General features: G+C 56.3%; 20 protein-coding genes. 6 read left to right on the forward strand and 14 right to left on the reverse strand.

Annotated elements, in window-relative coordinates; translation table 11 throughout:
* Positions 1–102: 102 nt before the first annotated feature.
* Positions 103–1,536: a circularly permuted type 2 ATP-grasp protein gene (locus tag CAP48_RS01060; protein WP_100694170.1), complete on the reverse strand. Its 1,434-nt coding sequence runs from the start codon at positions 1,534–1,536 to the stop codon at positions 103–105.
* A gap of 568 nt (positions 1,537–2,104) precedes the next feature.
* On the opposite strand from CAP48_RS01060, the gene CAP48_RS01065 reads away from it, so the two are divergent.
* Entirely contained in the window at positions 2,105–3,610 is a 1,506-nt protein-coding gene (locus tag CAP48_RS01065) for an aldehyde dehydrogenase family protein (RefSeq protein ID WP_100694171.1), read from the forward strand.
* Between the two features lie 21 nt (positions 3,611–3,631).
* Positions 3,632–4,843, forward strand: a complete 1,212-nt coding sequence (locus tag CAP48_RS01070; RefSeq protein ID WP_100694172.1) for a PLP-dependent aminotransferase family protein — start codon at positions 3,632–3,634, stop codon at positions 4,841–4,843.
* 85 nt (positions 4,844–4,928) lie between these two features.
* On the opposite strand, the gene rmuC is transcribed toward CAP48_RS01070, so the two are convergent.
* The 9 genes from rmuC to rpsL all read right to left on the reverse strand — a co-directional run bounded on the left by rmuC (position 4,929) and on the right by rpsL (position 15,064).
* Complete coding sequence (gene rmuC, locus CAP48_RS01075; protein WP_161495172.1) at positions 4,929–6,788, reverse strand: DNA recombination protein RmuC; 1,860 nt, start codon at positions 6,786–6,788, stop codon at positions 4,929–4,931.
* A gap of 476 nt (positions 6,789–7,264) precedes the next feature.
* Positions 7,265–8,053, reverse strand: coding sequence for a MetQ/NlpA family ABC transporter substrate-binding protein (locus CAP48_RS01080; protein ID WP_100694174.1), 789 nt, complete (start codon positions 8,051–8,053; stop codon positions 7,265–7,267).
* An 18-nt stretch (positions 8,054–8,071) separates the two neighbouring features.
* Positions 8,072–8,731 carry a methionine ABC transporter permease gene (locus tag CAP48_RS01085; RefSeq protein WP_100694175.1) on the reverse strand — a complete coding sequence of 220 codons (660 nt, stop codon included), beginning with the start codon at positions 8,729–8,731 and terminating at the stop codon, positions 8,072–8,074.
* Positions 8,728–9,738: a methionine ABC transporter ATP-binding protein gene (locus CAP48_RS01090; protein WP_100694176.1), complete on the reverse strand. Its 1,011-nt coding sequence runs from the start codon at positions 9,736–9,738 to the stop codon at positions 8,728–8,730. Before CAP48_RS01090 ends, CAP48_RS01085 begins: the two co-directional genes overlap by 4 nt.
* A 480-nt stretch (positions 9,739–10,218) precedes the next feature.
* Entirely contained in the window at positions 10,219–10,530 is a 312-nt protein-coding gene (gene rpsJ / locus CAP48_RS01095) for a 30S ribosomal protein S10 (RefSeq protein WP_014752595.1), read from the reverse strand.
* Between the two features lie 99 nt (positions 10,531–10,629).
* Positions 10,630–11,820, reverse strand: coding sequence for an elongation factor Tu (gene tuf / locus CAP48_RS01100; protein WP_100694177.1), 1,191 nt, complete (start codon positions 11,818–11,820; stop codon positions 10,630–10,632).
* A gap of 88 nt (positions 11,821–11,908) precedes the next feature.
* A complete protein-coding gene (gene fusA, locus CAP48_RS01105) occupies positions 11,909–14,014 on the reverse strand; it encodes an elongation factor G (protein WP_100694178.1) in 2,106 nt (701 codons plus the stop codon).
* Positions 14,015–14,029: 15 nt separating this feature from the next.
* A complete protein-coding gene (gene rpsG / locus CAP48_RS01110; protein ID WP_100694179.1) occupies positions 14,030–14,500 on the reverse strand; it encodes a 30S ribosomal protein S7 in 471 nt (156 codons plus the stop codon).
* Between the two features lie 186 nt (positions 14,501–14,686).
* The gene (gene rpsL / locus CAP48_RS01115) at positions 14,687–15,064 is read right to left on the reverse strand and encodes a 30S ribosomal protein S12 (protein WP_014752599.1); all 378 of its coding nucleotides are present in this window, start codon (positions 15,062–15,064) and stop codon (positions 14,687–14,689) included.
* An 895-nt stretch (positions 15,065–15,959) separates the two neighbouring features.
* Between rpsL and CAP48_RS01125 the strand changes: the two genes are divergently transcribed.
* The 3 genes from CAP48_RS01125 to CAP48_RS01135 are packed head-to-tail and all read left to right on the forward strand — an operon-like array spanning position 15,960 to position 20,196.
* On the forward strand, positions 15,960–16,709 hold the full coding sequence (locus CAP48_RS01125; protein ID WP_100694181.1) for a response regulator transcription factor: 750 nt from the start codon (positions 15,960–15,962) through the stop codon (positions 16,707–16,709).
* Positions 16,706–17,818: a FecR domain-containing protein gene (locus tag CAP48_RS01130; protein ID WP_100694182.1), complete on the forward strand. Its 1,113-nt coding sequence runs from the start codon at positions 16,706–16,708 to the stop codon at positions 17,816–17,818. The genes CAP48_RS01125 and CAP48_RS01130 overlap by 4 nt, the downstream gene beginning before the upstream one ends.
* Positions 17,819–17,832: 14 nt before the next feature.
* The gene (locus CAP48_RS01135) at positions 17,833–20,196 is read left to right on the forward strand and encodes a CHASE2 domain-containing protein (protein ID WP_100694183.1); all 2,364 of its coding nucleotides are present in this window, start codon (positions 17,833–17,835) and stop codon (positions 20,194–20,196) included.
* Here CAP48_RS01135 and CAP48_RS01140 read toward each other — a convergent pair.
* The 4 genes from CAP48_RS01140 to CAP48_RS01155 form a co-directional block, all read right to left on the reverse strand.
* Positions 20,156–20,965: a CoA ester lyase gene (locus tag CAP48_RS01140; protein WP_100694184.1), complete on the reverse strand. Its 810-nt coding sequence runs from the start codon at positions 20,963–20,965 to the stop codon at positions 20,156–20,158. The genes CAP48_RS01135 and CAP48_RS01140 overlap by 41 nt on opposite strands.
* Positions 20,966–21,044: 79 nt before the next feature.
* On the reverse strand, positions 21,045–22,247 hold the full coding sequence (locus CAP48_RS01145; protein ID WP_100694185.1) for a CaiB/BaiF CoA-transferase family protein: 1,203 nt from the start codon (positions 22,245–22,247) through the stop codon (positions 21,045–21,047).
* Positions 22,244–23,083 (reverse strand): MaoC family dehydratase N-terminal domain-containing protein, encoded by an 840-nt coding sequence (locus tag CAP48_RS01150; protein WP_100694186.1) that lies wholly within the window; start codon positions 23,081–23,083, stop codon positions 22,244–22,246. The genes CAP48_RS01145 and CAP48_RS01150 overlap by 4 nt, the downstream gene beginning before the upstream one ends.
* A 256-nt stretch (positions 23,084–23,339) precedes the next feature.
* Positions 23,340–24,317, reverse strand: coding sequence for a LysR substrate-binding domain-containing protein (locus CAP48_RS01155; protein WP_100694187.1), 978 nt, complete (start codon positions 24,315–24,317; stop codon positions 23,340–23,342).
* Positions 24,318–24,432: 115 nt separating this feature from the next.
* On the opposite strand from CAP48_RS01155, the gene CAP48_RS01160 reads away from it, so the two are divergent.
* The gene (locus CAP48_RS01160) at positions 24,433–25,593 is read left to right on the forward strand and encodes an acyl-CoA dehydrogenase family protein (protein ID WP_100694188.1); all 1,161 of its coding nucleotides are present in this window, start codon (positions 24,433–24,435) and stop codon (positions 25,591–25,593) included.
* Positions 25,594–25,598: the final 5 nt, after the last annotated feature.

Raw genomic sequence — 25,598 nt, forward strand, 5'->3', positions numbered from 1 at the left:
TTCCTTATTTTTCATTCAACGATATTGCCTGGCTGCACCGCGTCCTGGTATCATGGCATCAACCACGACCACCGGTGCCCCCGGCTGGTCCGCCACATTCTTCTAGTCGCGCCGGTTGATCACCCAGGTATCCTTGGTGCCGCCCCCTTGCGACGAATTGACCACCAGTGAACCCTCCTTCAATGCCACACGGGTCAGCCCGCCCGCAGTCATGCGGATCGTCTTGCCCGAGAGCACAAACGGGCGCAGGTCCACATGGCGCGGAGCCACTCCCGCGTCCACGAAGGTCTGGCAGGTCGACAACGCCAGGGTGGGCTGAGCAATATATTTGGCCGGGTCTTCCTTGATGAGTTGCTCGAACCTGGCCAGTTCCGCGCGGCTTGCCGCCGGCCCGATCAGCATGCCGTATCCGCCGGCGCCATGTGTTTCCTTGATAACCAGCTCTTTCATATTGGCAAGCACGTAAGCCTTGTCTTGCTCGTTGCGGCACATATAGGTGGGGACATTGTCCAGCAGCGGCTTCTCCCCAAGATAAAAGCGGATCATTTCGGTGACATACGGATAGACCGACTTGTCATCGGCAATGCCGGTTCCTATGGCATTGCACAGTGTCAGATTACCCGCCTTATATGCCCGCATCAGTCCGGCCACGCCCAGCGACGAGTCCTTACGGAAGACTTCGGGATCCAGAAAATCGTCATCCAGGCGTCGATACATCACGTCCACGCGCTGCGGGCCCTGTGTGGTTCGCATATAGACATAATCATCCTTGACGAACAAATCCTTGCCTTCGACCAGCTCTATCCCCATTTGCTGGGCAAGGAATGTATGTTCAAAATACGCCGAGTTGTACATGCCAGGCGTGAGCACCACGATGGTGGGCTTATCTATGCCCTCGGGCGCAGACTCGATGAGCGTTTCCAGCAGCAGATCGGGATAGTGCGCGATGGGCGTCACCTTGATTTTGCTGAACAAATCCGGGAACAGCCGCATCATCATCTTGCGGTTTTCCAGCATATAACTCACACCGGAAGGCACCCGCAGATTGTCCTCAAGCACGTACAGTTCGCCCTCGCCGGCGCGTACGATATCGATGCCCGCGATGTGCGCATACGTGCGCTGCGGCACGTCTAGCCCGACCATTTCGGGACGGTACTGGGAATTGTTGATAATCAGGTCGGCAGGAATAAGCCCTGCGCGAATCATGTCTTTGTCGTGATAGACGTCATGCAGAAACATGTTCAGGGCGCGTACGCGCTGCTCGACGCCGCGTTGCAGGTCATTCCACTCAGCAGCAGGAAACACGCGGGGAATGATATCGAACGGTATCGTCCGTTCCGTGGCATCGCCATCGCCGTATACCGAGAACGTAATCCCCACCTGCTGAAACAGCGCCTCGGCCTCTTCGCGCTTGTTGGTCAGCAGATCTTCTTCCTGCTGGTCCAGCCACGCCAGGTATTCTTCATAATGCTTGCGCGCAACTGGCTTGTTGTTTGCCTCTTGCAGCCATATCTCGTTATAAAACTTGGGAGCCATAAAACTGTTTCCTTTGTTAACTGATTGTGCAGGGTTTCAGAGCAACATTTATGCCACTGTCGTGCTATCGCCTGCGGCGGCAACAGGGGGCCGGCGATTATCCGCGCAGATCAACAGGGAAAATACGAATGGGACGGAGCCTCCTTTAGTGTTAAATTTCCTTTAAGAAATTTTTTGACTTTAAGAAAAGATAGCGGTACGCTACGCAAGTATAGCGAGCACAACAGGGTGTATAACAGGCATTACTGTATGCATTGCAAGCATCGGGCGGGCGTGACTTTAAGCATTGCAGGCATTACCGCGGGCGTTACCGCAAGCACTATTACAGGCATACTGCTGGCATAGTGCAATCATTCCGCACCCTTTTTCACACGTAATAGTGAACGGTGCTTGAAGTTTCATTTGCAATATTTTTTGTTGTGTTAACAATAGCATATAAGACAGAATTTTCGCCAACACAGTCTGCTTGGCGTATGTTGGCAATTATTAACATTTTCGATTCTGCCATCAAGGTGTGAATCGTTACCATATCACTACCCCGGTCCGGCCGGCAAAAAGGAAACTGAAAATGGACTCAGTCAAGGAATTACTCAGCGCGTTGGGCATCGCCCAGGAATCGGTCACCGGTGGCTCACTGCCGGTTCACTCGCCCATAGACGGTGCGCGCATCGCCGATGTCACGCAGCACACGGCACAGCAGACAACGCAAGCCATTGACCAGGCGGTGGCCGCCCAGAAGGCATGGCGCAATGTGCCGGCACCGCGACGCGGCGAGCTGATCCGGCTGCTGGGTCAAGAGCTGCGCGAGCACAAGGCGGCCCTGGGCCGTCTGGTGTCGGTGGAAGCGGGCAAAATCACTGCGGAAGGCGAAGGCGAAGTCCAGGAGATGATCGACATTTGTGATTTCGCAGTCGGTCTTTCACGTCAGTTGTATGGCCTGACGATCGCCTCCGAACGGCCCGGACACCGCATGATGGAAACCTGGCATCCAGTCGGCGTGGTCGGCGTGATTACAGCCTTCAACTTTCCGGTCGCCGTTTGGTCCTGGAATACCGCTCTGGCACTGGTTTGCGGCAATGCGGTGATCTGGAAGCCTTCGGAAAAAACACCATTGACGGCGATGGCAACCCAGGCACTGTTCGAACGCGCCCTCAAACGCTTTGGTGACGCGCCGGCCCATCTGGCCCAGTTGGTTATCGGCCAACGCGATGTTGGCCAGGTGCTGGTAGACAGCCCCAAGGTCGCACTGGTATCGGCCACCGGTTCCACCCGCATGGGCCGCGAGGTCGGTCCGCGAGTCGCGGCACGCTTTGGGCGCAGCCTGCTGGAGCTGGGCGGCAACAATGCCATTATCGTCAGCCAGTCTGCCGACCTGGATCTGGCGGTGCGCGGCATTCTGTTCGGCGCTATTGGCACTTGCGGCCAGCGGTGCACGTCTACCCGCCGCATCATCGCACATCGCGAGGTTGTACAGGAGCTGACCAATCGCCTGAAAAAAGCCTATGCGTCGGCCACCATCGGCAATCCGCTAGATTCGGGCACGCTGGTCGGCCCTCTGATTGACAAAGCGGCCTTCGACGCCATGCAACAGGCGCTGGTCCAGGCTGCTGAACAGGGTGGCACGGTAACGGGCGGCACGCGCGCGCTTGACGACCGTTTCCCCGATGCGTTCTACGTGAATCCGGCCATCGTGCAAATGCCCAAGCAGACCGAGGTGGTACGCCATGAAACCTTTGCGCCTATCCTGTACATCATGAGCTACGACAAGTTCGAAGAGGCGATTGAGATGCAAAATGACGTACCCCAGGGTCTGTCTTCTGCCGTATTTACCACCGACCTGCGCGAGGCGGAGCAGTTTATGTCTGCATCAGGTTCCGATTGCGGTATTGCAAATGTGAACATCGGCACCTCCGGTGCAGAGATCGGCGGCGCCTTCGGTGGCGAGAAAGAAACCGGGGGCGGCCGCGAGTCTGGCTCCGATGCATGGAAAGTATATATGCGGCGTGCCACTAACACTGTGAACTATTCACGCGAATTGCCGCTGGCACAGGGCATCCGCTTCGGCGAAGAGTGACGGCCAAGGCATTCTAATCTTATGGCATTTACCTTCCGCTTTGCTGAACCCTTTGCGCAGGTCAAAGGCTCGCCCATCCGCGAACTGTTTCGCTATCTGTCGCAACCGGGCATGATTTCGTTTGCCGGCGGCTATCCCGCACCCGAGCTGTTCGATGTGGCCGGCCTGCAAAACTCACTGGAAGCTATCGCCCGCAATCCTGGCACGACGCTGTCATACGGCGCAACCGAAGGCTGGCCCGCGCTGCGTGAATCGTTTGCCAGGCTGAGTACCGAGCGTGAGATTGCGACCGATGCCGAACAGGTGATGGTGACCAGTGGTTCTCAACAAGGCTTTGACCTGCTGTTGCGCGCCTTCATTGAGCCCGGCGATACGGTAGTCGTAGAGCGCCCCACTTACCCTGCGGCTTTGCAGGGGCTACGCCTGGCAGGCGCGCAGATTGTCACCGTTGCCAGCGGCACCCAAGGTCCGGATCTGGCGGAACTGACTACCGTGTTAAAGCAACATCAGCCAAAACTGCTCTATCTGGTTCCGACCTTTGCCAATCCCACCGGCGCGACCATCAATCTGCAAGGTAGACGCCAATTGCTGGATCTTCTTCTGGGCTCGTCCTGCGTACTGATAGAGGACGACCCTTATGGAGAGCTGCGCTTTGGCGGGACGCCCGTTCCCACGCTTGCCGGGCTGGCTCAGGATACCGCCGTGGCCGACCAGATCGTGTATCTGTCCAGCCTGTCAAAAATTATTGCGCCGGGCCTGCGTCTGGGCTGGATGCGGGCGCATGCCGATATTCTGCGACGTTGTGTGCTGGCCAAGCAGGTGGATGACCTGTGTTCCGCGCCCTATCTGCAGGCAGTGGCCGCCCATTACCTGGACTCTGGCCGGTACGGCGCCCATCTGCCAACCATTTCCTCGTCTTATGGCGAACGCGCACGGCTGATGATTGATTCGCTACGGCAACACTTCGGCAGTCACCTGACGCTGCTCGAACCCGAAGGCGGCATGTTCCTTTGGGGACGCCTGCACGATGGCCTGGATGCCACTGCGCTTCTGCCGCTGGCCATCGAGGAGAACGTCATGTTTGTTCCGGGTAGCGCCTTTTATGCAGAACAGCCTGACCCCCAGGCGTTTCGCTTAAGCTTTACCATGAGCTCGCCACAGCAGATTGTACAAGGGTGCGAGAGACTGTTTCGCGCCGTGCAGCGACTTGCACGGGAGCAAGCTGCCCGCTAGGGCCCAGTTTTTGCCGGCCAGAATGAACGCTTTTCCAGGCTCAGGCGTTTTATTCGCGGACCAGGCCTGCCGGCCCCCAAGCCATTCAGTTGCGTGTGATTGGTGGCGTAGCGGTCGCCGGCTTAGCCGTTGCCGAAGCAGGCAATTCGTTTTCGGGTAACGCGGCAGACATCACGATCGCGCCCGGACCGTCGGTTTTGCTGCTGGTGCTGCTGCTGGTGCTGCTGGTATTGTCGGTGCTGTCGGTATTGCTGGGGTTGCTGGGGTTGCTGGGGTTGCTGGGGTTGCTAACGACGTTATCGATATTATCGGTGTGATCCGCGTTGCCGCTATTGCCATTGTTATCGCTGTTGTCGCCGTTGTCGCTGTGATCATCATTGCCCGATGCGTCAGACGGCATCCGGGGCTTTTGGGCAGCAGCAGCATCAGCAGTTGCAGCTGACGCCTTTTCGGACATGCCGGAAAGGCGGTGCACGTCGACTTCGGTGTTGATCGGCTGCAATGCCGGCATTGTCTTGCTGGCCTTGGCCGATAGACTCTGGAAGCGATCCACCTTGCCCGTTAGTCCCTGGTTGCCTGCAAAACTGCGGACAACGGCGTTGTAATGCGTGCTTAGCGTGCCAATGGTGCCACCCAGTTTACTCAGGTGCTCGGCCACCCTGGCCACCTGGTTGTAGACATCGCTGGCCCGCTCCCCAATTGCCTGCGCCTGTTCATTACTATCGGCCATCATCCATAAGTAAGACACGGTACGCAAAATCGGCATCAATGTCGTATGTGATACCAGAATCACGCCGCGCTCGTACCCGTATTGGAAAATATTCTGGGCATGTCGCAGGGCCTCGATATAGGCGCCTTCAATCGGCATGAACATCAGTACAAAACCCGGACTCTTCATTCCTTCCAGCGCCGTATAATCCTTGGCGGCAAGCTGATCGATATGCGAGCGCACGGCGCGCAAATGCGCATCCAGGAACGTTTGCCGCGCCTGCTCTTCGGTGGCGTTGACGGCCTGTTCATAGGACACCAGCGAGACTTTGCTGTCGAGCACGATTTTCTTGCCATCGGGCAACAAGACGATGAAATCCGGGTAGTTGGCGCGACCGTCCTCGCTGCGAAACAGCACCTGGGTATCGAAATGGGCGCCCTTGTGCAGGCCGGCCGCCTCCAGCGCGCTTTCCAATTGCATCTCGCCCCAATTGCCAAGGGCCTTTTTATCGCCCTTGAGCGCACGCGCCAGCGCCTGCGCATCGTGGGTCATTTTCATGCCCATATCCATCAACTGGCCAATTTGCGAGCGTAACAGGCTATGCCCCTGCAGCGACTGGTCATGCACTTCATTGACGCGGGTCTGAAACCGGTCAATCTGCTCACGCAAAGGTTGCAGCAGCCCTTCGATAGACTGGCGGCTGTTACGCGAGAACGCCTGTTCCTTTTCCTCGAAGATGCGTGAAGCCAAATTGCGAAACTCGGTGCTCAGCTGTTCCCGGGACGCTTCAAACTGCGCGCGCATGGCATCCAGGCTTTGCGCCTTGTAGGCGTAATCTGCCTGTAGCGAAATATGCTGTTTTTCAAGCGCATTGCGGTCCGCCTCCAGATCACGCAATTGCGTTTCCAGCCGGGCCAGCTTGTCGGCCTGCACCGCATTGTGCTGTTGGGCGTGCATCGCATCGCTGCGCGTAGCCGCCAGCTGACTGGCCAGTTCGTCCTTCTGCGCATCCAGCCCTCGATATTGCGTTTGCAATTGTTCGTGACGCAGCTGCTCCTGCTCATGCAAGCGATCACGCTCGGCCAGCAACTCCTGCAGGCCGGCGGCACGAGCCCGTGCCGTGGCAAGTCGATAATTCATGAACAAGGCGCATAGCAAAACGCCCGCCAGCCCACCGGCCACGACAAGAAGCCACAGCAGGGGCAGGGCCTGTAATGCACTTACCATGTCATTCATGCGCGCACTCCGGCATGGACCGATGGCAGACATGCCCCGGCATTATCAGCCGACGGATGGCACTCGTTGACATGACAATGGTGATGAAAAGACAGAACAGACAAACACATAACGGCAAGACCCTGGAAACCTGCCTGACAATCAGGCATGTCATGCATTCTAGCGCAAACGCACCACGGTGGCACGACCGGAAGAAAGGCCGTCATGCTGCCAAATCAAGACAGCGCAACATGATGTGTATGACTTTTGCCAAATCGTGGGTCTCCCTATAACCTTTGATAACCCGAGGCTCGCGTCTGGCGGCCAAGCGGCCGTGGCCGCCGCCGTCGCGGTACGTCGATTATGCAACAAAGCGCTCCGGCAGGGGTAACAGCGGATTACTACAGGCGTCTGGCCCGGCGCGAAAGACCGCGCACAAACGCATCGGGGCTGCATCGCTGCAGCCCCCCGTCCTTCAAACAGGTAGAGCGCGCTTATCAGAATGCAGGGACGATCGCACCCTTGTATTTTTCTTCAATGAATTTTTTCACATCTTCTGTCTGCAGCACCTGGATCAACTTCTGGATAGCCGGTGACTTGGCTTTGTCTTCTGTGGTGGCCACCAGGTTCGCATAAGGAGAATCAGCGCCTTCAATAAACAAGGCGTCTTTGGTCGGATTCAATCCCGCTTCCAGCGCGTAGTTAGTGTTGATCAGCGCCAGATCGACGTCGTCCAGTACGCGTGGCAATGTGGCCGCTTCCAGTTCCTTGAATTTCAGGTTCTTGGTGTTATCCGTTACATCCCTTGCGGTTGCCAGCAAATTGGCGGGATCTTTCAGCTTGAGCAGACCCTGCTTTTGCAGCAGCAGCAATGCGCGAGCGCCATTGGAAGGATCGTTCGGGATGGCGACAGTCGCGCCGTCTTTGAGTTCGGAAATCGCCTTGATTTTTTTGGAGTACGCGCCAAAGGGCTCTACATGGATCAGGCCCACAGGAACCAGGTTTGTGCCCTTTTCCTTATTGAAGGTGTCCAGGTAAGGCTTATGCTGAAAAAAATTGGCGTCCAGCTGTTTATCTGCAACCTGCTGGTTGGGCTGAACATAATCGGTAAACACCTTAACCGTCAGATCGACCCCTTCCTTGGCCAGTGCCGGCTTGATGTGCTCAAGCAGTTCGGCATGTGGCACCGGCGTGGCGGCAATGCTCAGTTTTTCATTGGCCATGACTGACAAGCTGACCAGAGAACTGGCCACAAGCAGGCCGCCCAGAATGCGTTTTAAGTTCATTTGCAATACTCCTTATTGCTATTTTCGGTTGAAATGTTGAACCAGATAATCCCCTACGGTCTGCACCAACTGGACCATGAGGATCAGAATTACCACAGTAATAATCATCACTTCAGTTTGATAGCGCTGATACCCGAAACGGATGGCCAGATCGCCCAGGCCGCCGCCGCCAATCACGCCTGACATCGCCGAATAACTGATGAGCATGATCGTGGTCACCACCACCGCACTGATGATGCCTGTGGTGGCCTCGGGCAACAACGCCCACAACACGGTTTGTCGCGAATCGGCGCCCATGGCACGGCACGCTTCGGAAATGCCCGGGTCCAGCTCACGCAGCACGTTCTCAACCAGCCGCGCGAAAAAGGGGGCTGCGCCAACCACCAGCGGAGGTATCGCCCCGCCTACGCCGAGCGCACTGCCCATAATGAGCCGTGTAAACGGAATCAGCACGATCAGCAGAATCAGAAACGGCACCGAACGCAGTACATTTACAACCAGTGACACGGACTGGTAAATGGGTTTGTTAGCCAGCAGTTGCCGATCGCTGGTCAGAAACAGGTAAACGCCCAGTGGCAGGCCGATAGCAATGGTCCACAACAGCGACCAGCCGGTCATCAAAAGTGTATCGATTGTGGCCTCGCCAATCAGGGGCCAGTCCAGCGTACTCCAGTTCATACTCTCAACACCTCATAATGGACCTGATTGGCCCGGAAAAAGGCTTCCAGCGGCGCATAGCTGGCTGGATCGGCATCGACGGCCAGCACCAATTGGCCGTAGGGCGTATCCTTGATTTTTCCGACCGCGCCCTGCAGGATGCTCAGGTTCACGTTCAGGTCGCGGCTAGCCTGACTCAGCAAAGGCTGCGCCGTACTGTGGCCCCGGTATGTCAGGCGCACGATATGACCTGGCACGCCTTCGGTTAGCGCTTTCCAGCCATCGGCATCCACTCCGCTTTCGGAAAGCAGCGACAAAGTCGTCGCATGTTGCGGGTGCAAAAATACGTCCAGCACCTCGCCCGATTCCGCGATGCGGCCGTGGTCGATGATCGCTACGCGATCGCAGACGCTGCGGATCACATCCATGCTATGGGTAATCAATACCACCGTTATCCCAAAGCGCTGGTTGATATCCAGCAGCAGGTTCAATATGGATTGGGTCGTTTCCGGATCCAGGGCGCTGGTGGCTTCGTCACAAAGCAGCAGCTCTGGCTCGTTGGCCAGTGCCCGGGCGATGCCTACGCGCTGTTGTTGCCCGCCCGAAAGCTGTCTGGGGTACTTGTACGCATGTCCTTCCAAGCCGACCAGCTGCAACAACGCCATGGCCCGCTTTGTTCTTTCCTTGCTGTCCATGCCTGCAAGACGCAGCGGAAAGGCCACATTCTGCAGAACAGTGCGGCTGGTAAGCAGATTGAAGTGCTGAAATACCATGCCGATTTTATGACGCAGGGTGCGCAGTGACGCTTCACTGATTTTGGTAATGTCCTGTCCGTGCAGCAGCACACTGCCGCTACTGGGACGCTCCAGCAGATTGAGCATGCGGATAAGGGTGCTTTTGCCTGCACCAGAGCGACCAATAATGCCGAAAATTTCACCCTGCGCGATGTCTAGGCTGACGCCAGACAGCGCCTCGATGACTTTGTCGCCGGACGCGTAGGATTTATAAATATTTTTTAGCTCAATCAACGTGCATACTCTGAAAGCGGTGTTGTTGTAACGAATTTTATATTACCAGTACAAATTTGTTTTTATTTGAATATTTCTTATGGAAATATAGAATGGATAAAAAATCAAGTGCGGTAAATGCCCCAATCGATCAACGCCCCTGCGGCCTTGTAAGCCCCGGACCGTCCGTCAGCATTCACGATGCCATCGTAAGCGCTGCGTACAGGATAGCTTGGCGCGCTTTCTGCGCATGACCACATTAGCCACATTAGCCACATTAGCCACATTAGCCACATTAGCCACATTGACCGCATTAATCGCAGTGTCGTCTCTACCGTCTATTGCGCTATTCTGCCACAATCGTGCACGGCTGACGCTGCGGCATTATGTTTTGCCTTGCTTGCCCGCAAAAGAAAATACCGTGCCAGGGCACGGTATTTTATGGCCAGCGAGCCATCGCCAGGGCGGCAGATCAGACCGGCCAATGAACAACCATTTGTCTTATTGCAGTGCGATTTCTACATCAACACCAGCAGGCAAATCCAGGCGCATCAGCGCGTCAACGGTTTTATCTGTTGGATCAACGATGTCCATCAGACGTTGGTGCGTACGGATTTCGAACTGGTCACGTGATGTTTTGTTCACGTGAGGTGAACGCAGTACGTCGTAGCGTTTAATGCGGGTTGGCAGTGGTACGGGACCACGGACAACAGCACCGGTGCGCTTTGCAGTATCCACGATCTCGGCAGCTGACTGGTCGATAAGTTTGTAGTCAAATGCTTTAAGGCGAATACGGATTTTCTGGTTTTTCATGGGAATTCCTAAAGAACAATTATAAAGAACGAACTACCTGATCGGGGCAGCGACAAAGATGACCGACAGTCCGAAGACTGCCGGTTGCATCTGTAAATATTACTTCGTGATTTTGGCAACCACGCCGGCGCCAACGGTACGGCCGCCTTCGCGAATCGCGAAACGCAGACCTTCTTCCATGGCGATCGGGGCAATCAGCTCAACGTCCATTGATACGTTATCGCCAGGCAGAACCATTTCTTTGTCCTCTGGCAGCTTGATCGTGCCAGTTACGTCCGTTGTACGGAAGTAAAACTGCGGACGATAGCCCTGGAAGAAGGGGGTGTGACGACCGCCTTCCTCTTTGGACAGAATATACACCTCGGCGGCAAAGCCGGTGTGCGGCTTGATCGAACCGGGCTTGGCCAGAACCTGACCACGCTCAACGTCTTCACGCTTCGTACCACGCAGCAAAATACCCACGTTATCGCCCGCCTGACCTTCGTCCAGCAGCTTGCGGAACATTTCCACGCCCGTGCAAGTGGTTTTGACGGTGTCCTTGATACCGACGATTTCAATCTCTTCGCCAACCTTAACAATACCGCGCTCAATACGGCCTGTGACCACCGTACCACGACCAGAGATCGAGAATACGTCTTCTACGGGCATCAGGAATGTACCGTCTACGGCACGCTCTGGCGTCGGGATGTAGCTATCGAGTGCTTCGGCCAGCTGCAGGATGGCTTGCTTGCCCAGTGGGCCTTCGTCGCCTTCCAGTGCCAGTTTGGCTGAACCCTTGATGACCGGTGTGTCGTCGCCGGGGAAGTCGTATTTGGACAGCAGCTCGCGCACTTCCATTTCGACCAGCTCCAGCAGCTCCTCATCGTCAACCATGTCCGCTTTGTTCAGGAACACAACAATGTACGGCACGCCAACCTGACGTGACAGCAGGATGTGCTCACGCGTCTGGGGCATTGGGCCGTCAGCGGCCGAACATACCAGGATCGCGCCGTCCATCTGCGCAGCACCCGTGATCATGTTTTTAACATAGTCGGCGTGGCCCGGGCAGTCTACGTGGGCGTAGTGGCGGGTGTCGGTCTCGTACTCAACGTGAGACGTGTTGATCGTGATACCACGCGCTTTTTCTTCAGGCGCCGCGTCAATCTGGTCGTAGCCTTTGGCTTCGCCGCCAAAGTGCTTGGACAATACCGTTGTAATCGCCGCTGTCAGCGTTGTTTTGCCATGGTCAACGTGACCAATCGTACCTACGTTTACGTGTGGTTTGGTACGTTCAAACTTACCTTTTGCCATAATATCTATCCAATACTTAATCTATCTGAATATGAAAACGTTGCGCCTGTCTGAATCTTTTGCAGAGCAGGCGCAACACCTGTTGTGTTTATTTGCTGCGGGCGCTGATGACTTCTTCGGCAACGTTCTTAGGCGCTTCAGCGTATTGCTTGAATTCCATCGTGTACGTTGCGCGACCCTGTGTCAGAGAACGCAGATTGGTTGCATAACCAAACATTTCTGCCAGCGGCACTTCGGCTTTAATCACTTTGCCGCCGCCAACCATGTCGTCCATGCCCTGAACCATACCTCGGCGTGAGGACAGATCGCCCATCACAGTACCGGCGTAATCTTCAGGTGTTTCCACTTCCACTGCCATCATCGGCTCCAGCAGAACCGCCTGGGCCTTGCGCATCCCTTCCTTGAAGGCCATGGATGCGGCCATGCGGAAGGCATTTTCGTTCGAGTCAACGTCATGGTAAGAACCGAAGAACAGCGTTACCTTGATATCAACAACCGGGTATCCGGCGACGACACCGGCAGACAGGGTTTCCTGAATACCTTTGTCAACAGCAGGGATGTATTCACGAGGAACCACACCGCCCTTGATCGCGTCAACGAATTCGTAACCGGCGCCACCAGGAGGCAGCGGCTCCAGTTTCAGTACAACGTGACCATACTGACCACGACCACCGGACTGTTTAACGAACTTGCCTTCAACTTCTTCACATACCTTGCGAATGGTTTCACGGTAGGCCACTTGTGGTTTACCCACGTTGGCGTCTACGTTAAACTCGCGCCTCATGCGATCTACCAGAATTTCCAGGTGCAGCTCGCCCATACCGGAAATAATGGTTTGGCCTGATTCTTCGTCACTGCGCACGCGGAAGGAAGGATCCTCTGCGGCCAGACGAGACAGGGCCATACCCATTCTTTCCTGGTCAGCCTTGGTTTTTGGCTCAACTGCCTGTGAAATCACGGGCTCTGGAAACTCCATGCGCTCGAGCATGATATGAGAATCCAGGTCACACAGCGTTTCGCCTGTTGTCACGTCTTTCAGACCGACCACAGCGGCGATGTCGCCAGCCAGAACTTCCTTGATTTCTTCGCGGTTATTCGCATGCATCTGCAGAATCCGGCCGATACGCTCTTTTTTGCCCTTGATGGGGTTATAGACCGTATCTCCAGAGCTCAGCACGCCGGAGTACACGCGCACGAAAGTCAGCTGACCAACGAAAGGATCGGTCATCAGCTTGAATGCCAGCGCTGAGAATTTTTCCTTGTCTTCGGCCTTGCGGGTAACAGGATTACCTGCATCGTCTTCGCCGGTAACAGGAGGAATATCGGCCGGAGACGGCAGATAGTCAATCACTGCATCCAGCATGCGCTGCACGCCTTTGTTCTTGAAGGCAGTACCGCAAAGCATTGGCTGAATTTCACATGCAATGGTACGGTCGCGAATCGCCTTGTTGATTTCAGCTTCGGTCAGCTCGCCGCTCTCAAGGTATTTGTCCATGAGTTCTTCGGAAGCTTCGGCAGCCGTTTCAACCAGTTTTTCGCGCCATTCATTGGCTGTATCCACCAGTTCAGCAGGAATATCCAGGTATTCAAACTTGGTACCCTGGCTGGCGTCGTCCCAGACGATGGCTTTCATCTTGATCAGATCGACCACGCCTTTGAAGCCGTCTTCTGCGCCGATAGGCAGAACGATAGGCACAGGATGGGCGCGCAAGCGGTTTTTCAGCTGGTCATAGACCTTGAAGAAATTGGCGCCGGTGCGGTCCATTTTGTTCACAAAGGCCAGACGAGGCACTTTGTACTTGTTAGCCTGACGCCATACAGTTTCAGATTGCGGCTGAACGCCGCCTACTGCGCAGTAGACCATGCAGGCACCATCGAGCACACGCATGGAACGTTCAACTTCAATCGTGAAGTCAACGTGTCCCGGGGTGTCAATAATATTGATGCGGTGTTCCGGATAGTTACCCGCCATGCCCCGCCAGAAAGCGGTGGTCGCGGCTGAAGTAATGGTAATACCGCGTTCCTGTTCCTGCTCCATCCAGTCCATGGTGGCTGCACCATCGTGCACTTCACCAATTTTGTGGCTCACACCGGTATAAAACAGAATACGTTCTGTCGTTGTGGTTTTACCAGCGTCAATATGGGCAGAAATACCGATGTTGCGGTATCGTTCGAGCGGGGTTTTGCGGGCCATGGTTGTGTCCTTAATTTACCAGCGGAAATGGGAGAAGGCTTTGTTAGCCTCTGCCATTTTGTGTGTGTCTTCACGCTTTTTCATTGCAGAGCCACGGCCTTCGGCCGCATCCATCAGTTCCCCGGCAAGACGAAGGTCCATGGATTTTTCACCGCGTTTTTTAGCGGCTTCACGCAGCCAGCGCATTGCCAGCGCGAGGCGACGAACAGGACGGACTTCGACGGGTACCTGATAGTTGGCACCACCCACGCGACGGCTTTTTACCTCGACGATGGGTTTGATGTTGCTGATTGCCAGGTTGAACACTTCAATAGGTTCTTTACCTGTTTTGGCCTGAACATGATCAAGCGCGCCATAAATGATACGTTCTGCGACGGCTTTTTTGCCTGCCAGCATGACAACGTTCATGAATTTTGCAAGATCAACACTGCCGAATTTTGGATCAGGCAGGATCTCGCGTTTTGGTACTTCGCGACGACGTGGCATTGTACTTCCTTAGAGTGTCTGTTTCAGTTGAACCACTTGCGTGGCCGTGGCTGCCTATATGAGAGGTCAGCCCCTTACGTACCGCAGATAATTTTTTCTCGCAGCTGCGGCTGCACGCTTACCAACCGGTGGGAAGGAAGCATTGTGTGCGTGGGCACCAATCCGGCTAAAACCGTTAAAAGCGGATTACGCTTTCTTCGGACGTTTTGCACCGTATTTGGAACGCGACTGTTTACGGTCCTTGACACCTTGCAGGTCAAGAGAACCGCGCACGATGTGATAGCGCACACCCGGGAGGTCTTTTACACGACCGCCACGAACAAGAACCACAGAGTGTTCCTGCAGGTTGTGACCTTCACCACCGATATACGAAATGACTTCGAAACCGTTGGTCAAGCGCACTTTGGCAACTTTACGCATCGCAGAGTTAGGTTTTTTAGGTGTGGTGGTATACACGCGAGTGCATACGCCACGACGCTGAGGGCAGTTTTCAAGTGCAGGACTTTTGCTGCTCTCATGGCTGCTTACGCGCGGTTTACGCACGAGCTGGCTGATGGTTGGCATGACCTTCTATCCTATTTCATGTACAGAAAACCTGTACCGATTTATATTTGCGTCTGTTTTACGTACTGACGTTAATGTACGCCTGGTGAAAGAATGGACAGCAAAGTCGCGATAGTAGCGCCGGCATATGACCGGAACGTGTCGGGACTTGTTCGGACAGGATTCTTCTCTTGCTGAAAAAACCTGTACAGGCTTGTGCCCTGCATGGAGGACCAACACGTTGTTGCATTTATGCATATTTGCGTATGCATGCTGTGTTGCCCGAGTGCATGTTGCTTTGACACGACATTCTGACCAGGATACTGCTTTTAAAATTGTGCTCCCGAAGATGCCTTCGCGCCGGACTGTGAAAGAAAATACCAGGAAAGTTTGCGTGAAACGTTCAGGGATATTGCTTTGCCACAATTACCGGGGCCGGCCTGCCATATGTTCTGGTTCCGCTTGCCGGCTTGCGCTTTGCTGATACTGCTGCAAAGCACCACCGCCCGGAACCCGCGCCATTTCGCCAGATACAATAGCTGCGACTGCCTGTCAGGCTTGCAACTGAAGCGTCAAAAGGCGCCTTTTACAAAGCGCCAGCCGGCGAAACGACCATATAACAGAGACCGTCAAACAACCAAAGAGCAACAAGTCTTACTGCTATTACCTACCGCTATTAACACTAGGTAGCCCGTCACATTAACACAATGACAACAAAACGTCAAGAAAACAGCACGTTGCAAATCACAGGGGGCGCTTTGCGGGCATCCCCCGGAAAAGACCAGCATGTGCGGCTCGCGGCGAAATAGTCCATAAAAAACAACGGTTTTGCTATAATTCGTGACACTCTTTCCCTTTTGCGGGGATCATGCGCCTGGTCAGTCATCCTGAGCCTCGCCATACTAGGAATAATCACATGAAGATTGCCATACTAGAAGATGATCTTGCCCAGGCGGCGCAAATGGTACAGGCCGTAGAAAAAATGGGGTATGGGTGTACGCACTATAGCTCTGGCAAGGAATTGATGTCTGCCCTGCGCGATCCGGACATGTTCGACCTGCTCATTCTTGACTGGGAACTGCCCGAGATTACCGGCAAAGACGTGCTAACCTGGGTTCGCAACAATATCGGCTATTCCCTGCCGGTGCTGTTTCTGACCAGCCGTACCAGCGAAGAAGACCTGGTCGAAGCCATCGAGGCCGGCGCCGACGATTACCTTGTCAAACCCTACACCGCGCAAGTCTTGCGCGTTCGCATGCTGTCGCTGCTGCGGCGCGCCAATCCGTCCGACATTGACAACACCATGATTGAAGTGGGTCCGTATGTGATCGATACCCGACTGCGATCGGTGCGCTTGCACAACGAGCCGGTGTCACTGGCACCCAAGGAATTTGACCTGGCTGTCCTGTTTTTTCGCAACATGGGGCGGCTATTTTCCCGGGACGCGCTCAGTGCGTCCATTTGGAATCGCGAGATTCCGGCAACCTCTCGCACGCTTGACACGCATTTGTCCAACGTCAGGCAAAAATTGCAAATCCGTCCCGAAAACGGCCTGCGTATTGTTTCATCATATGCACTGGGCTACCGACTGGAAACCGTTGCCGAACCCTCTGCCGCCGATGCGCAGGCACAACCTGGGCAAACCCGCGCCAACGGCACGACATGAGAACACGCTGCTTCGCTGTTGTCTGTCTGGCGGTCCTGCTGGTCGCCGGTCCATTGGTTAGCGCCCCCGCGCTCGCCCAGGCAACCGGCGCTCGCGGCGAGTACTTCACCTATCGCTTGGTTCCCGGCGACATTCTTCTGACCCTGTCCCAGCGTTTTACCCGTAATCCGGAAAACTGGAAAGCCATCCGCCAGATCAACGGCATTTCCGATCAGTACAAAATTCCCGTCGGATTCGAGCTTAAAATCCCGTTTTCCATGATAGACGAGGTGCCCGCCAGCGCCACCATCTCGCATTTGCGCGGGCAGGCCTTTCTGAACGGGCGTCCGATCCGGCAAACCGGTGAGCAAATTGCCGAAGGCGCCGTCATTACCACGGTAGCCGACAGCAACGTCACGTTGACGCTGCCTGACCAGAGCAAAGTACTGGTGCCGGCTAATAGCACGGTGACCGCCAAGCGGCTGCAGCGCTTTTCGGGCACCGAATATATTGATGCCATATTCACCATCGACCAGGGCGAGATCCACAGTCATGTCAACCCGGGCGGCCAGGGCGTCGGTCGCTTTGAAATTCGCACGCCGATCAGCGTAACCGGGGTTCGCGGCACCGTTTTGCGCGCCGGAAGGCGCCAGGACCAGGGCGCATACAGCGTCATCGTCAAGGGACAGGCTGACTTCGCGCCCGCCAATGATGTCGCGCCCGCCACACTGACCAGCAACCAGGGGGTAGTCACCTCCGCAACCGGACAATCGGCAGGGCCGCATTCCTTGCTGCCGCCCCCGAAGCTGCACCCCATGGAGTCGCATTCGCAAAGTCATACGCTCAGTTTTGACCCGGTGCCCGGTGCGACAGCCTATGAAGTGATTCTTGCCGAGGACCGCGACGGCTACGACTTGCTGTGGCGCCAGCAAATGACCGAGACCACAACCGAACTGCCGGCGGTACGCGATGGGACGGTCTATGTACTGGTTCGTTCTGTGGACCAGGCGATGCTCACCGGTAGCGACGCGATTCTGCAAATCCAGCAAACCCTCAATACCGTCAACGATGGTCAGGGCTTGCCGGTTCGCGTTGGCAACGGCAGCAATCTGCTGCGGCCGTTGTTTTAATCGGCGGCAGCGCGATGCGAGGGGCACTTGGCCGGCGCTACAATCGGGAGTGGATCCTGGTGGCGCTGCTAATGCTCAGCGTGACTACGCTATGCAGCCAGTTCTCGGTTCTTTCGCGTGTCAGCTTCGGGCTGTACGATGTCGCGCTCAGCTACACGCATGCGCGTCAGCCGGACTCTGATATTGTCATTGTCGTGATCGACGACAAAAGTCTGGCTCAAATCGGTTTCTGGCCCTGGAGCCGCAGCGTTCACGCCGATTTGCTGGAGCGGCTGCGCCATGCGCGCGCCGTCGGATTCGATATTCTTTTTGCCGATGCCGATCCGCGCTTTCCGCTAGAGGACCAACAGTTCGCCGATGCCATCGGTCAAAACGGGCATACGGTGCTGGCCAACTTTCTCTCCGACCCGGGCCGACGGCTGTCTGTCAATCCCATTCCCAAACTGACAGAAGCCGCCCGCAGCCTGGGTTTTATCAATATTGTCCCCGATACCGACGGCATGGTCAGGCGTATCCATCTGACAGCGCCGCATGACAGTGCGCAGAAACACTTTGCCCTTTCTATGCTCGCTGTTGGCGGCGTGAACGCATCGGTCAGACCGGCTGCCGCAGCAGACCGGCAACAGCCCTATCTGCTTCCATTTGTCGGCGCGCCAATGAGTTTCCCCATGATCTCGTACAGCGACATACTGTTTGGGCGCGTGCCGGCCAGTTATTTCGAGAACAAGTTTGTGCTGATCGGCGCATGGGGCACCGGCATGGGCGACCGCTTCCCGACACCGGTTTCCTCCGGTATTGTCGACAATATGTCGGGCGTGGAAGTGCTGGCCAATGTGCTGCAATCGGCACGCGAAGGAAACTGGATTGTGAGCCCGGCGCCCATGACCCACACCCTGGTGTCGTTGGTTCCCGTTTTGCTGCTGCTGGTCGCAGTGCGGCAACTGTCACCCCGGCGCGTTCTGCTGGCCACGCTGGTGGCGCTGCTGCTGACGTTAAGCGGATCATTGCTGATGCTCTGGCTGCACAACGACTGGATCTCCCCGGTTGCGGCCATGGTCGGCATCGCCCTGACTTATCCGGTGTGGAGCTGGCGCACGCAGGAGATCGCCCTGAATCAGATGAGCTGGGAAATGAGCGAACTGAATCGCGAATATCCTTTGCTGCGCGCAGAAAAAGCGCTGGCAGAGGCGCCCCGCAATTTTCATTTGTCATTGAATGAACGAATCATGGAGTTGCGCTTCGCACTGGATCGCGTGCGTTCGCTGCGCCAGTTCATCAGCGACAGCTTCAATGCGATTCCGGACCCGGCCGTTGTATTCGATGCCAGCCATCAGTTGACGTTATGGACGCGCAGCGCCAGCCGTTATATGGCGGGCCTGGGCACGCAGACCCTTACCGAAGGACTGGGTATTCAGTCTTTGCTTCACGCCATCATCGACGACCCGCTAGTGTGCCGCGAGCTCGTGACGGCCATCGAGCACCCGGAGCGCGCAACTTGCAGCCAGCTGGCGCAAACCTATAACGCAGCAGCGGCGATCCACACCGAAGAGGGATTCGAAGTGCGCGACCGCGCCGGCAATGATCTGCTGCTCAAGTCCATGCCCACCTACACCGCAGGCCGTCGCCGCTCGGGATACATTCTGAACCTGATCGACATTAGTGCGCTGCGCCAGGCCGAACGCAAGCGGGACGAGACTCTGCGATTCATCTCGCACGATATGCGGGCGCCCCAGAACTCCATTCTTGCCCTGATCAACCTGCAATCCGATCCCGATCGCGCACTGCCCGCGTCTGAGCTGTTGCAACGCGTGGGACATCTGTCGGAAAGGACGATCGGCCTGGTGGAAGACTTCATCCAGTTCACGCGTGCCGAAAAAGCCGACATCGATTTTGTGCCGTTGAACCTGAGCGATTTGCTGCAGGATGCGATCAATGAGCTATGGGTCGACAGCCGCGCCCGTAATATTCCGATTGTGAGCAACATCGAGCCGCTATGCGCCTTCATCAAGGGAGATCAGTCACTGCTGATGCGCTGCCTGGGCAATCTGCTGGAAAATGCCTTCAAGTACAGCCCGGACAATACGACCGTCACATGCAGCGTGACAGCGGCAGGCGAGTTCTGGGAACTGAGCATTCAGGATGAAGGTTGCGGCATCAGCGCTGAAGACCAGCAGCATCTGTTCACGCCATTTACGCGCGTGGGCTCCGGCAACCAGCAAGACCCAGGCGGCCTGGGGCTTGGTCTGATTTTCGTCAAAACGGTTGTCACGCGCCATCACGGTGATATTCGCGTGCAGTCTGCTCCCGGACGCGGCACCACCTTTATTGTCCGTTTGCCTAAGGATGTGACTGAAGAATCCGTCGAGCTTTCTCTATAACAGGCATGTCCACCATCTGGCCGTCCAGCTTGAACGCAGCACGACCACTTTTCTGATATTCATCCAGCACGCGTTGCGCCCAGTCTTTTTCCTGCGCAGTGGGCTCGAATACGGCGTGAATCACGGCCAGTTGCGACGGATGGATGCACAGCGCGCCTGCAAAACCCATACCCCTGGCCAAAGATACCGACTGCCTGAGCCCGTCGGTATCGGCAATGTCAGGAAAAACGCCATCCAGCGGCGCCTCAATACCAGCCGCACGGCTCTGGATCACCAGTTGCGGGCGCACGCTAGCGAGCAACTGCTGCGCGCCTGGCGAGCCGCCATCCATGTTCAGGTCCAGCGCCAGGTCCAGCGCGCCAAACGAGAGCCGCGTCACCCCGGGGGCCTGGCATAGTTCCGGCATGCGCATGATGCCCATGGCGCTTTCAATAATCGGATATACCGGCTTTCTGGCCATGCCGGCGGCCTTGATCTGTGATTCGCTCTCAGCCTTGGGCAACATCACGCCTGTAATGTTTGCCACTTTGGCGCAAAGCGCAATATCGTCGTTGAACCAGCGGCTGCCCGCATCATTGACGCGCAACAGAAATTGCGACTCGGGACTGGCGTTGGCAAAGTCGCGCAACGCCTCGCGAGCGCTTTGCTTGGCGTCGTGTTCCACCGCATCTTCCAGGTCAACGATGACGATATCGGCGCCACTGGCCAGCGCCTTGGGAATTCTGTCAACCCGGGTGGCAGGGACAAACAGCGCGGATCGCATTTTCATGACTGGCAAACTCCTTGATTATTGCAGTTGGTATTGCAGATGTCGGCGGGCTGGCGATTCCGCCTTTTGGGGCAACGCGTCAGACAATACCGGCAGACTGCCACTGACCGATCGTGACCTCATCATATCCCAGTTCATCCAGAATCGCGGCCGAATGCTCTCCGAGATCGGGGACAGCATCGATGCGAAAGTCGTAGCTGTTGTTCACGCCCGGCGGCAAAATGGCCGGTAATGTGCCCACGGGGCTGTCCATTTGCGTCCAGCGGTTGCGCGCCTTTAACTGTGGATGGTCCCACACCGCCTTCATGTCGTTGACCCGCGCGTTGGCAATGGCGGCTTTCTCCAGGCGCTCGATGATCTGTTCATCGTCGTAGGCCGCAAAGGACTGGATGATCAGGTCACGCAAGGCATCGCGATTGGCAGTGCGCATCGTGTTGGAGGCAAAACGGGGGTCGGTGGCCAGTTCGGGCTTTTCCAGCACCTGTTCACAAAACACTTTCCATTCGCGTTCGTTCTGCAGCCCCAGCATAATCGTTTTGCCGTTGCCGGCCAGAAACGGCCCATAGGGGTAGATGGACGCATGCGCGGCGCCCGCTCTGACCGGTGGCGGCGCGCCCTCATAGGCGTAATACATCGGGAAACCCATCCACTCGACCATGCTTTCCAGCATGGTCAGGTCGATATGGCTGCCTTCGCCGGTCTTGCCCCGTTGCAGCAGCGCCGACAGAATATGGCTGTACGCGTACATGCCGGCTGCAATATCGGCGATGGAACAGCCTGCCTTGGCCGGCTCATTAGCGCTGCCGGTGACCGAAACAAAACCGCTCTCACTCTGGATCAGCAAATCATAGGCTTTCTTGTGCTCATACGGGCCGCCGGCGCCATAGCCGGAAATATCACAAACAATCAGCCCCGGATATTGTTCGTGCAGTGCATCGAACGACAGCCCCAGGCGGGCTGCGGCCCCTGGCGCCAGGTTCTGCACCAGCACGTCTACCTGAGGCAGCAGCCGCGCCAGCACTTCTTTGGCCTGCGGACTTTTCAAATCCAGTGTGAGACTTTCCTTGGAGCGATTGGTCCAGACAAAATGAGACGCCATGCCGTTGACGCGTTCATCATAATTGCGTGCGAAATCGCCCACACGCGGACGCTCGACCTTGATGACGCGCGCGCCCAGGTCAGCCAGCTGGCGTGTGCAGAATGGCGCTGCAATCGCATGTTCCAGGCTCAGGACGGTGATGCCGTCAAGAGGGCGAACGCCCGTAGATTGTGTTTTTTTCATTTGAAATGTACCTCTCCAGTCTGGACAACGGTGCCCTGCTGCTCTGCCCATACACGGGCCCGGCCGGCTTCGACGATCGCGCCCTGAGCGCGGAACTCGTCCGGCGCAATCAGGGGCCGATGCCCGCGAAATGAAAACCCGGTCACGGTTTTAGCGGGGTTGGCCTGGCAAAACGCCTGCAGCAGACGCGTTGCGATCATCGGACCATGCACCACCAGGCCGGGATAGCCTTCGGCCTGCGTCACGTAGGGATGATCATAATGGATGCGATGACCATTGAAGGTGACCGCCGAATAGCGAAACAACATTGTACTGGTGGGGATAATGCTTTCGGACCAGTCGCCGGCAGGCGCGGCCTCAGTCCCGCCCAGTTTGGGTGCAGACGGTTCGCGATAAACGATATCCTGCTCCTCGTGGATGCAGACTTGACCATCCTGCTTGTATTCATGCGTGACCGTCACGAAAAGCAGCTTGCCGGTGCTGCCCTGTTTTTCCCGGATGGCGGAAATGGTGGACACACATTGGCCATCGCGCCCGACCAGTAAGGGCCTATGAAATTGCAGGCGTCCGCCGGCCCACATGCGATTACGATTATCGGCAGCGGGCAGAAATCCGCCGCGCTTGGGGTGGCCGTCAGTACCCAGCTCATCCTGCGCTGCGGGCTCAATGAACAGCGCCCACTGCCATAGCGGCGGGAGCGCCTGCCCGGCCTCGGGCGCCGCTGTCTGCAGCGTCGCGGCAATTTTTCTTACATGGGACGGATTGATAAAATCCTGTGCCATCTGCTGGCGACCGATCCAGTCGGAAAGGTCGGACTGCTGAGCATCCTGAGTCATTCGCACTGTTTCCTGGCAATAGATAAAGCATCAGCATAACCGCTAGGCCGCTGACAGGGGAATTCTTAATCCTGAAAGGCAGACTTTACCTGATCCTATGGCGTGCCGGATTGGCCGCAAGCGGCAAATGGACACGCGGGGCCCTGAGGCGTGGCCAGATGTCAGCGCTATGGACCCGTCGCGTGCCGTTATATGCGGTTGCACCGTCCCGACCGCCCAAGCGCAGATGCATCACAAAGGACCAGTTTACCGCCTCTTAGCGCTTGTCGCGCTTACGATTGCGCAGGCTGCGGTCCTCTTGCGCAGAATCGGCTTGCGCGGTCAACCCGGCATCTGCCTGCATAAGCGCCACCAGTTCCTGCGCGAAAGGCGGAAGGTCGACCAGGCTTTGCACGCAAACGTACAGGCGGCGCAAGGCCCAGCGATCGCTCAGACGGATAATTTTTAGCGGCATGTTCGCCACATAGCGCGCCGCAGCTGTTTCGGGGATCACGCCAATACCCGCATTGGCGGCAATCATCCGGCAGGCCGCTTCGAACCCGCCCACTTCCACACGAAAACGCAAGGGACTGCCCAGCGTCTCGGCGGCTTGCTTGAGGAACGCATGAATGGCACTCCATTCGGACAGGCCGACAAACTCATAGGACAAGGTTTCTGCAAAAGCCAGCTCATCGCAGGCCGCCAGCGGATGATTCTGCGAAGTCACCAGCACCAGATTGTCGGATCGATACGGGATAAAGCGCAAGCCATCTTCCGAGGCAATCTGCTCTTGGTCGATGCCCGCGACCACGCCAATGTCGGCTAGCCCTTCGGCTACCAGCTTGATAATCCGATAACTGAGGCGCTCGCGCAGTTCGACACTGACATCCGGGTGCAGGGCAAGATAGCGGCTCAGAATGTCGGGCATAAATTCGTTCATGGCGGTCGTATTGGCATACACGCGCACTTTGCCCTTGATGCCTTCGGCAAATTCCCGGATATCGCCTCGCAGATGCTCAAGCTGACGCAAAACAATGTGGGCATGGCGGACAAACGCCTCACCCGAGGGCGTGAGCGTGACGCCCTGGCTGTTACGATACAACAACGCAGTTCCCAGGTTGTTTTCCAGATTCTTCACCCGGTTGCTGGCTGCCGGCAGCGACAGACAGGAGCGCTCTGCTCCCTTGGTCAGACTGTTCACTTCACTAATATGCACCATCAACTGCATGTCAGTGAGGTCAAAATGCATCGCCATCTGCGGTGCTCCTTAATAAACACTAAAGTCTTTGTTAAGCAAACATCAATATCCAGAACCGGTGCAATCTGTCAAAGTACAGGTTGTTACTGTTAACCTTTCCGAGACTTCCATCATGCAACATCAAGCTGACGACTACCAGGACATTCGCGATGCCATTCGTGATTTGTGCGCCCAATTTCCTGCTGAGTATTTTCGTGATATTGACGAGAAGCGCGGCTACCCCGAAGCATTTGTCAATGCCCTGACCGAAGCCGGCTGGCTGGCCGCCCTGATTCCCCAGGAATATGGTGGTTCGGGCCTCAGTCTAACTGAAGCGAGCGTCATCATGGAAGAGATCAACCGTTGCGGGGGTAATTCCGGAGCCTGCCACGGCCAGATGTACAACATGGGAACGCTGCTGCGCCATGGTTCGGACGAGCAGAAAAAGCATTACCTGCCCAAAATCGCCACCGGTCAGCTACGTTTGCAGTCCATGGCCGTGACAGAGCCGACTACCGGCACCGACACCACCAAGATCAAAACGACCGCCGTCAAAAAAGAGGGCCGTTACGTGATCAATGGCCAGAAAGTCTGGATTTCCCGGGTTCAGCATTCGGATCTGATGATTTTGCTGGCCCGCACCACCCCCCTGGAGCAGGTTACCCGCAAGTCCGAAGGCATGTCCATTTTCCTGGTCGACATTCACGCCGCCCTCAAGGGTGGTATGAGCCTGCAGCCGATTCCGAACATGGTTAACCACGAAACCAACGAGCTGTTTTTTGACAATCTCGAACTGCCTGAAGAAAGCCTGATCGGCGAAGAAGGCAAGGGCTTCAAATATATTCTGGACGGCTTGAATGCCGAACGCACCCTGATTGCGGCAGAATGTATTGGCGACGGATACTGGTTTATCGATAAAGTGAGCGCCTACGTCAAGGAACGCAAGGTGTTCGGCCGCCCGATAGGTCAGAACCAGGGCGTGCAGTTCCCCATTGCCAAGGCCTTTATCAATATCGAGGCAGCCAGCCTGATGCGCTATGAAGCCGCCCGCCGCTTTGACGCCAAGCAGGCGTGTGGCACGCAGGCCAACATGGCCAAACTGCTGGCCGCAGAAGCCTCGTGGGAAGCGGCCAATGCGTGTTTGCAGTTTCATGGCGGTTTCGGCTTCGCTAACGAATACGATGTCGAGCGCAAGTTCCGGGAAACCCGACTCTACCAGGTCGCCCCCATTTCGACCAACCTGATTTATTCCTATGTCGCCGAGCACGTTCTGGGCCTGCCCCGTTCGTTCTAAGCTAA

Source organism: Advenella sp. S44, assembly GCF_002810445.1.
Classification (GTDB): Bacteria; Pseudomonadota; Gammaproteobacteria; order Burkholderiales; family Burkholderiaceae_B; genus Advenella.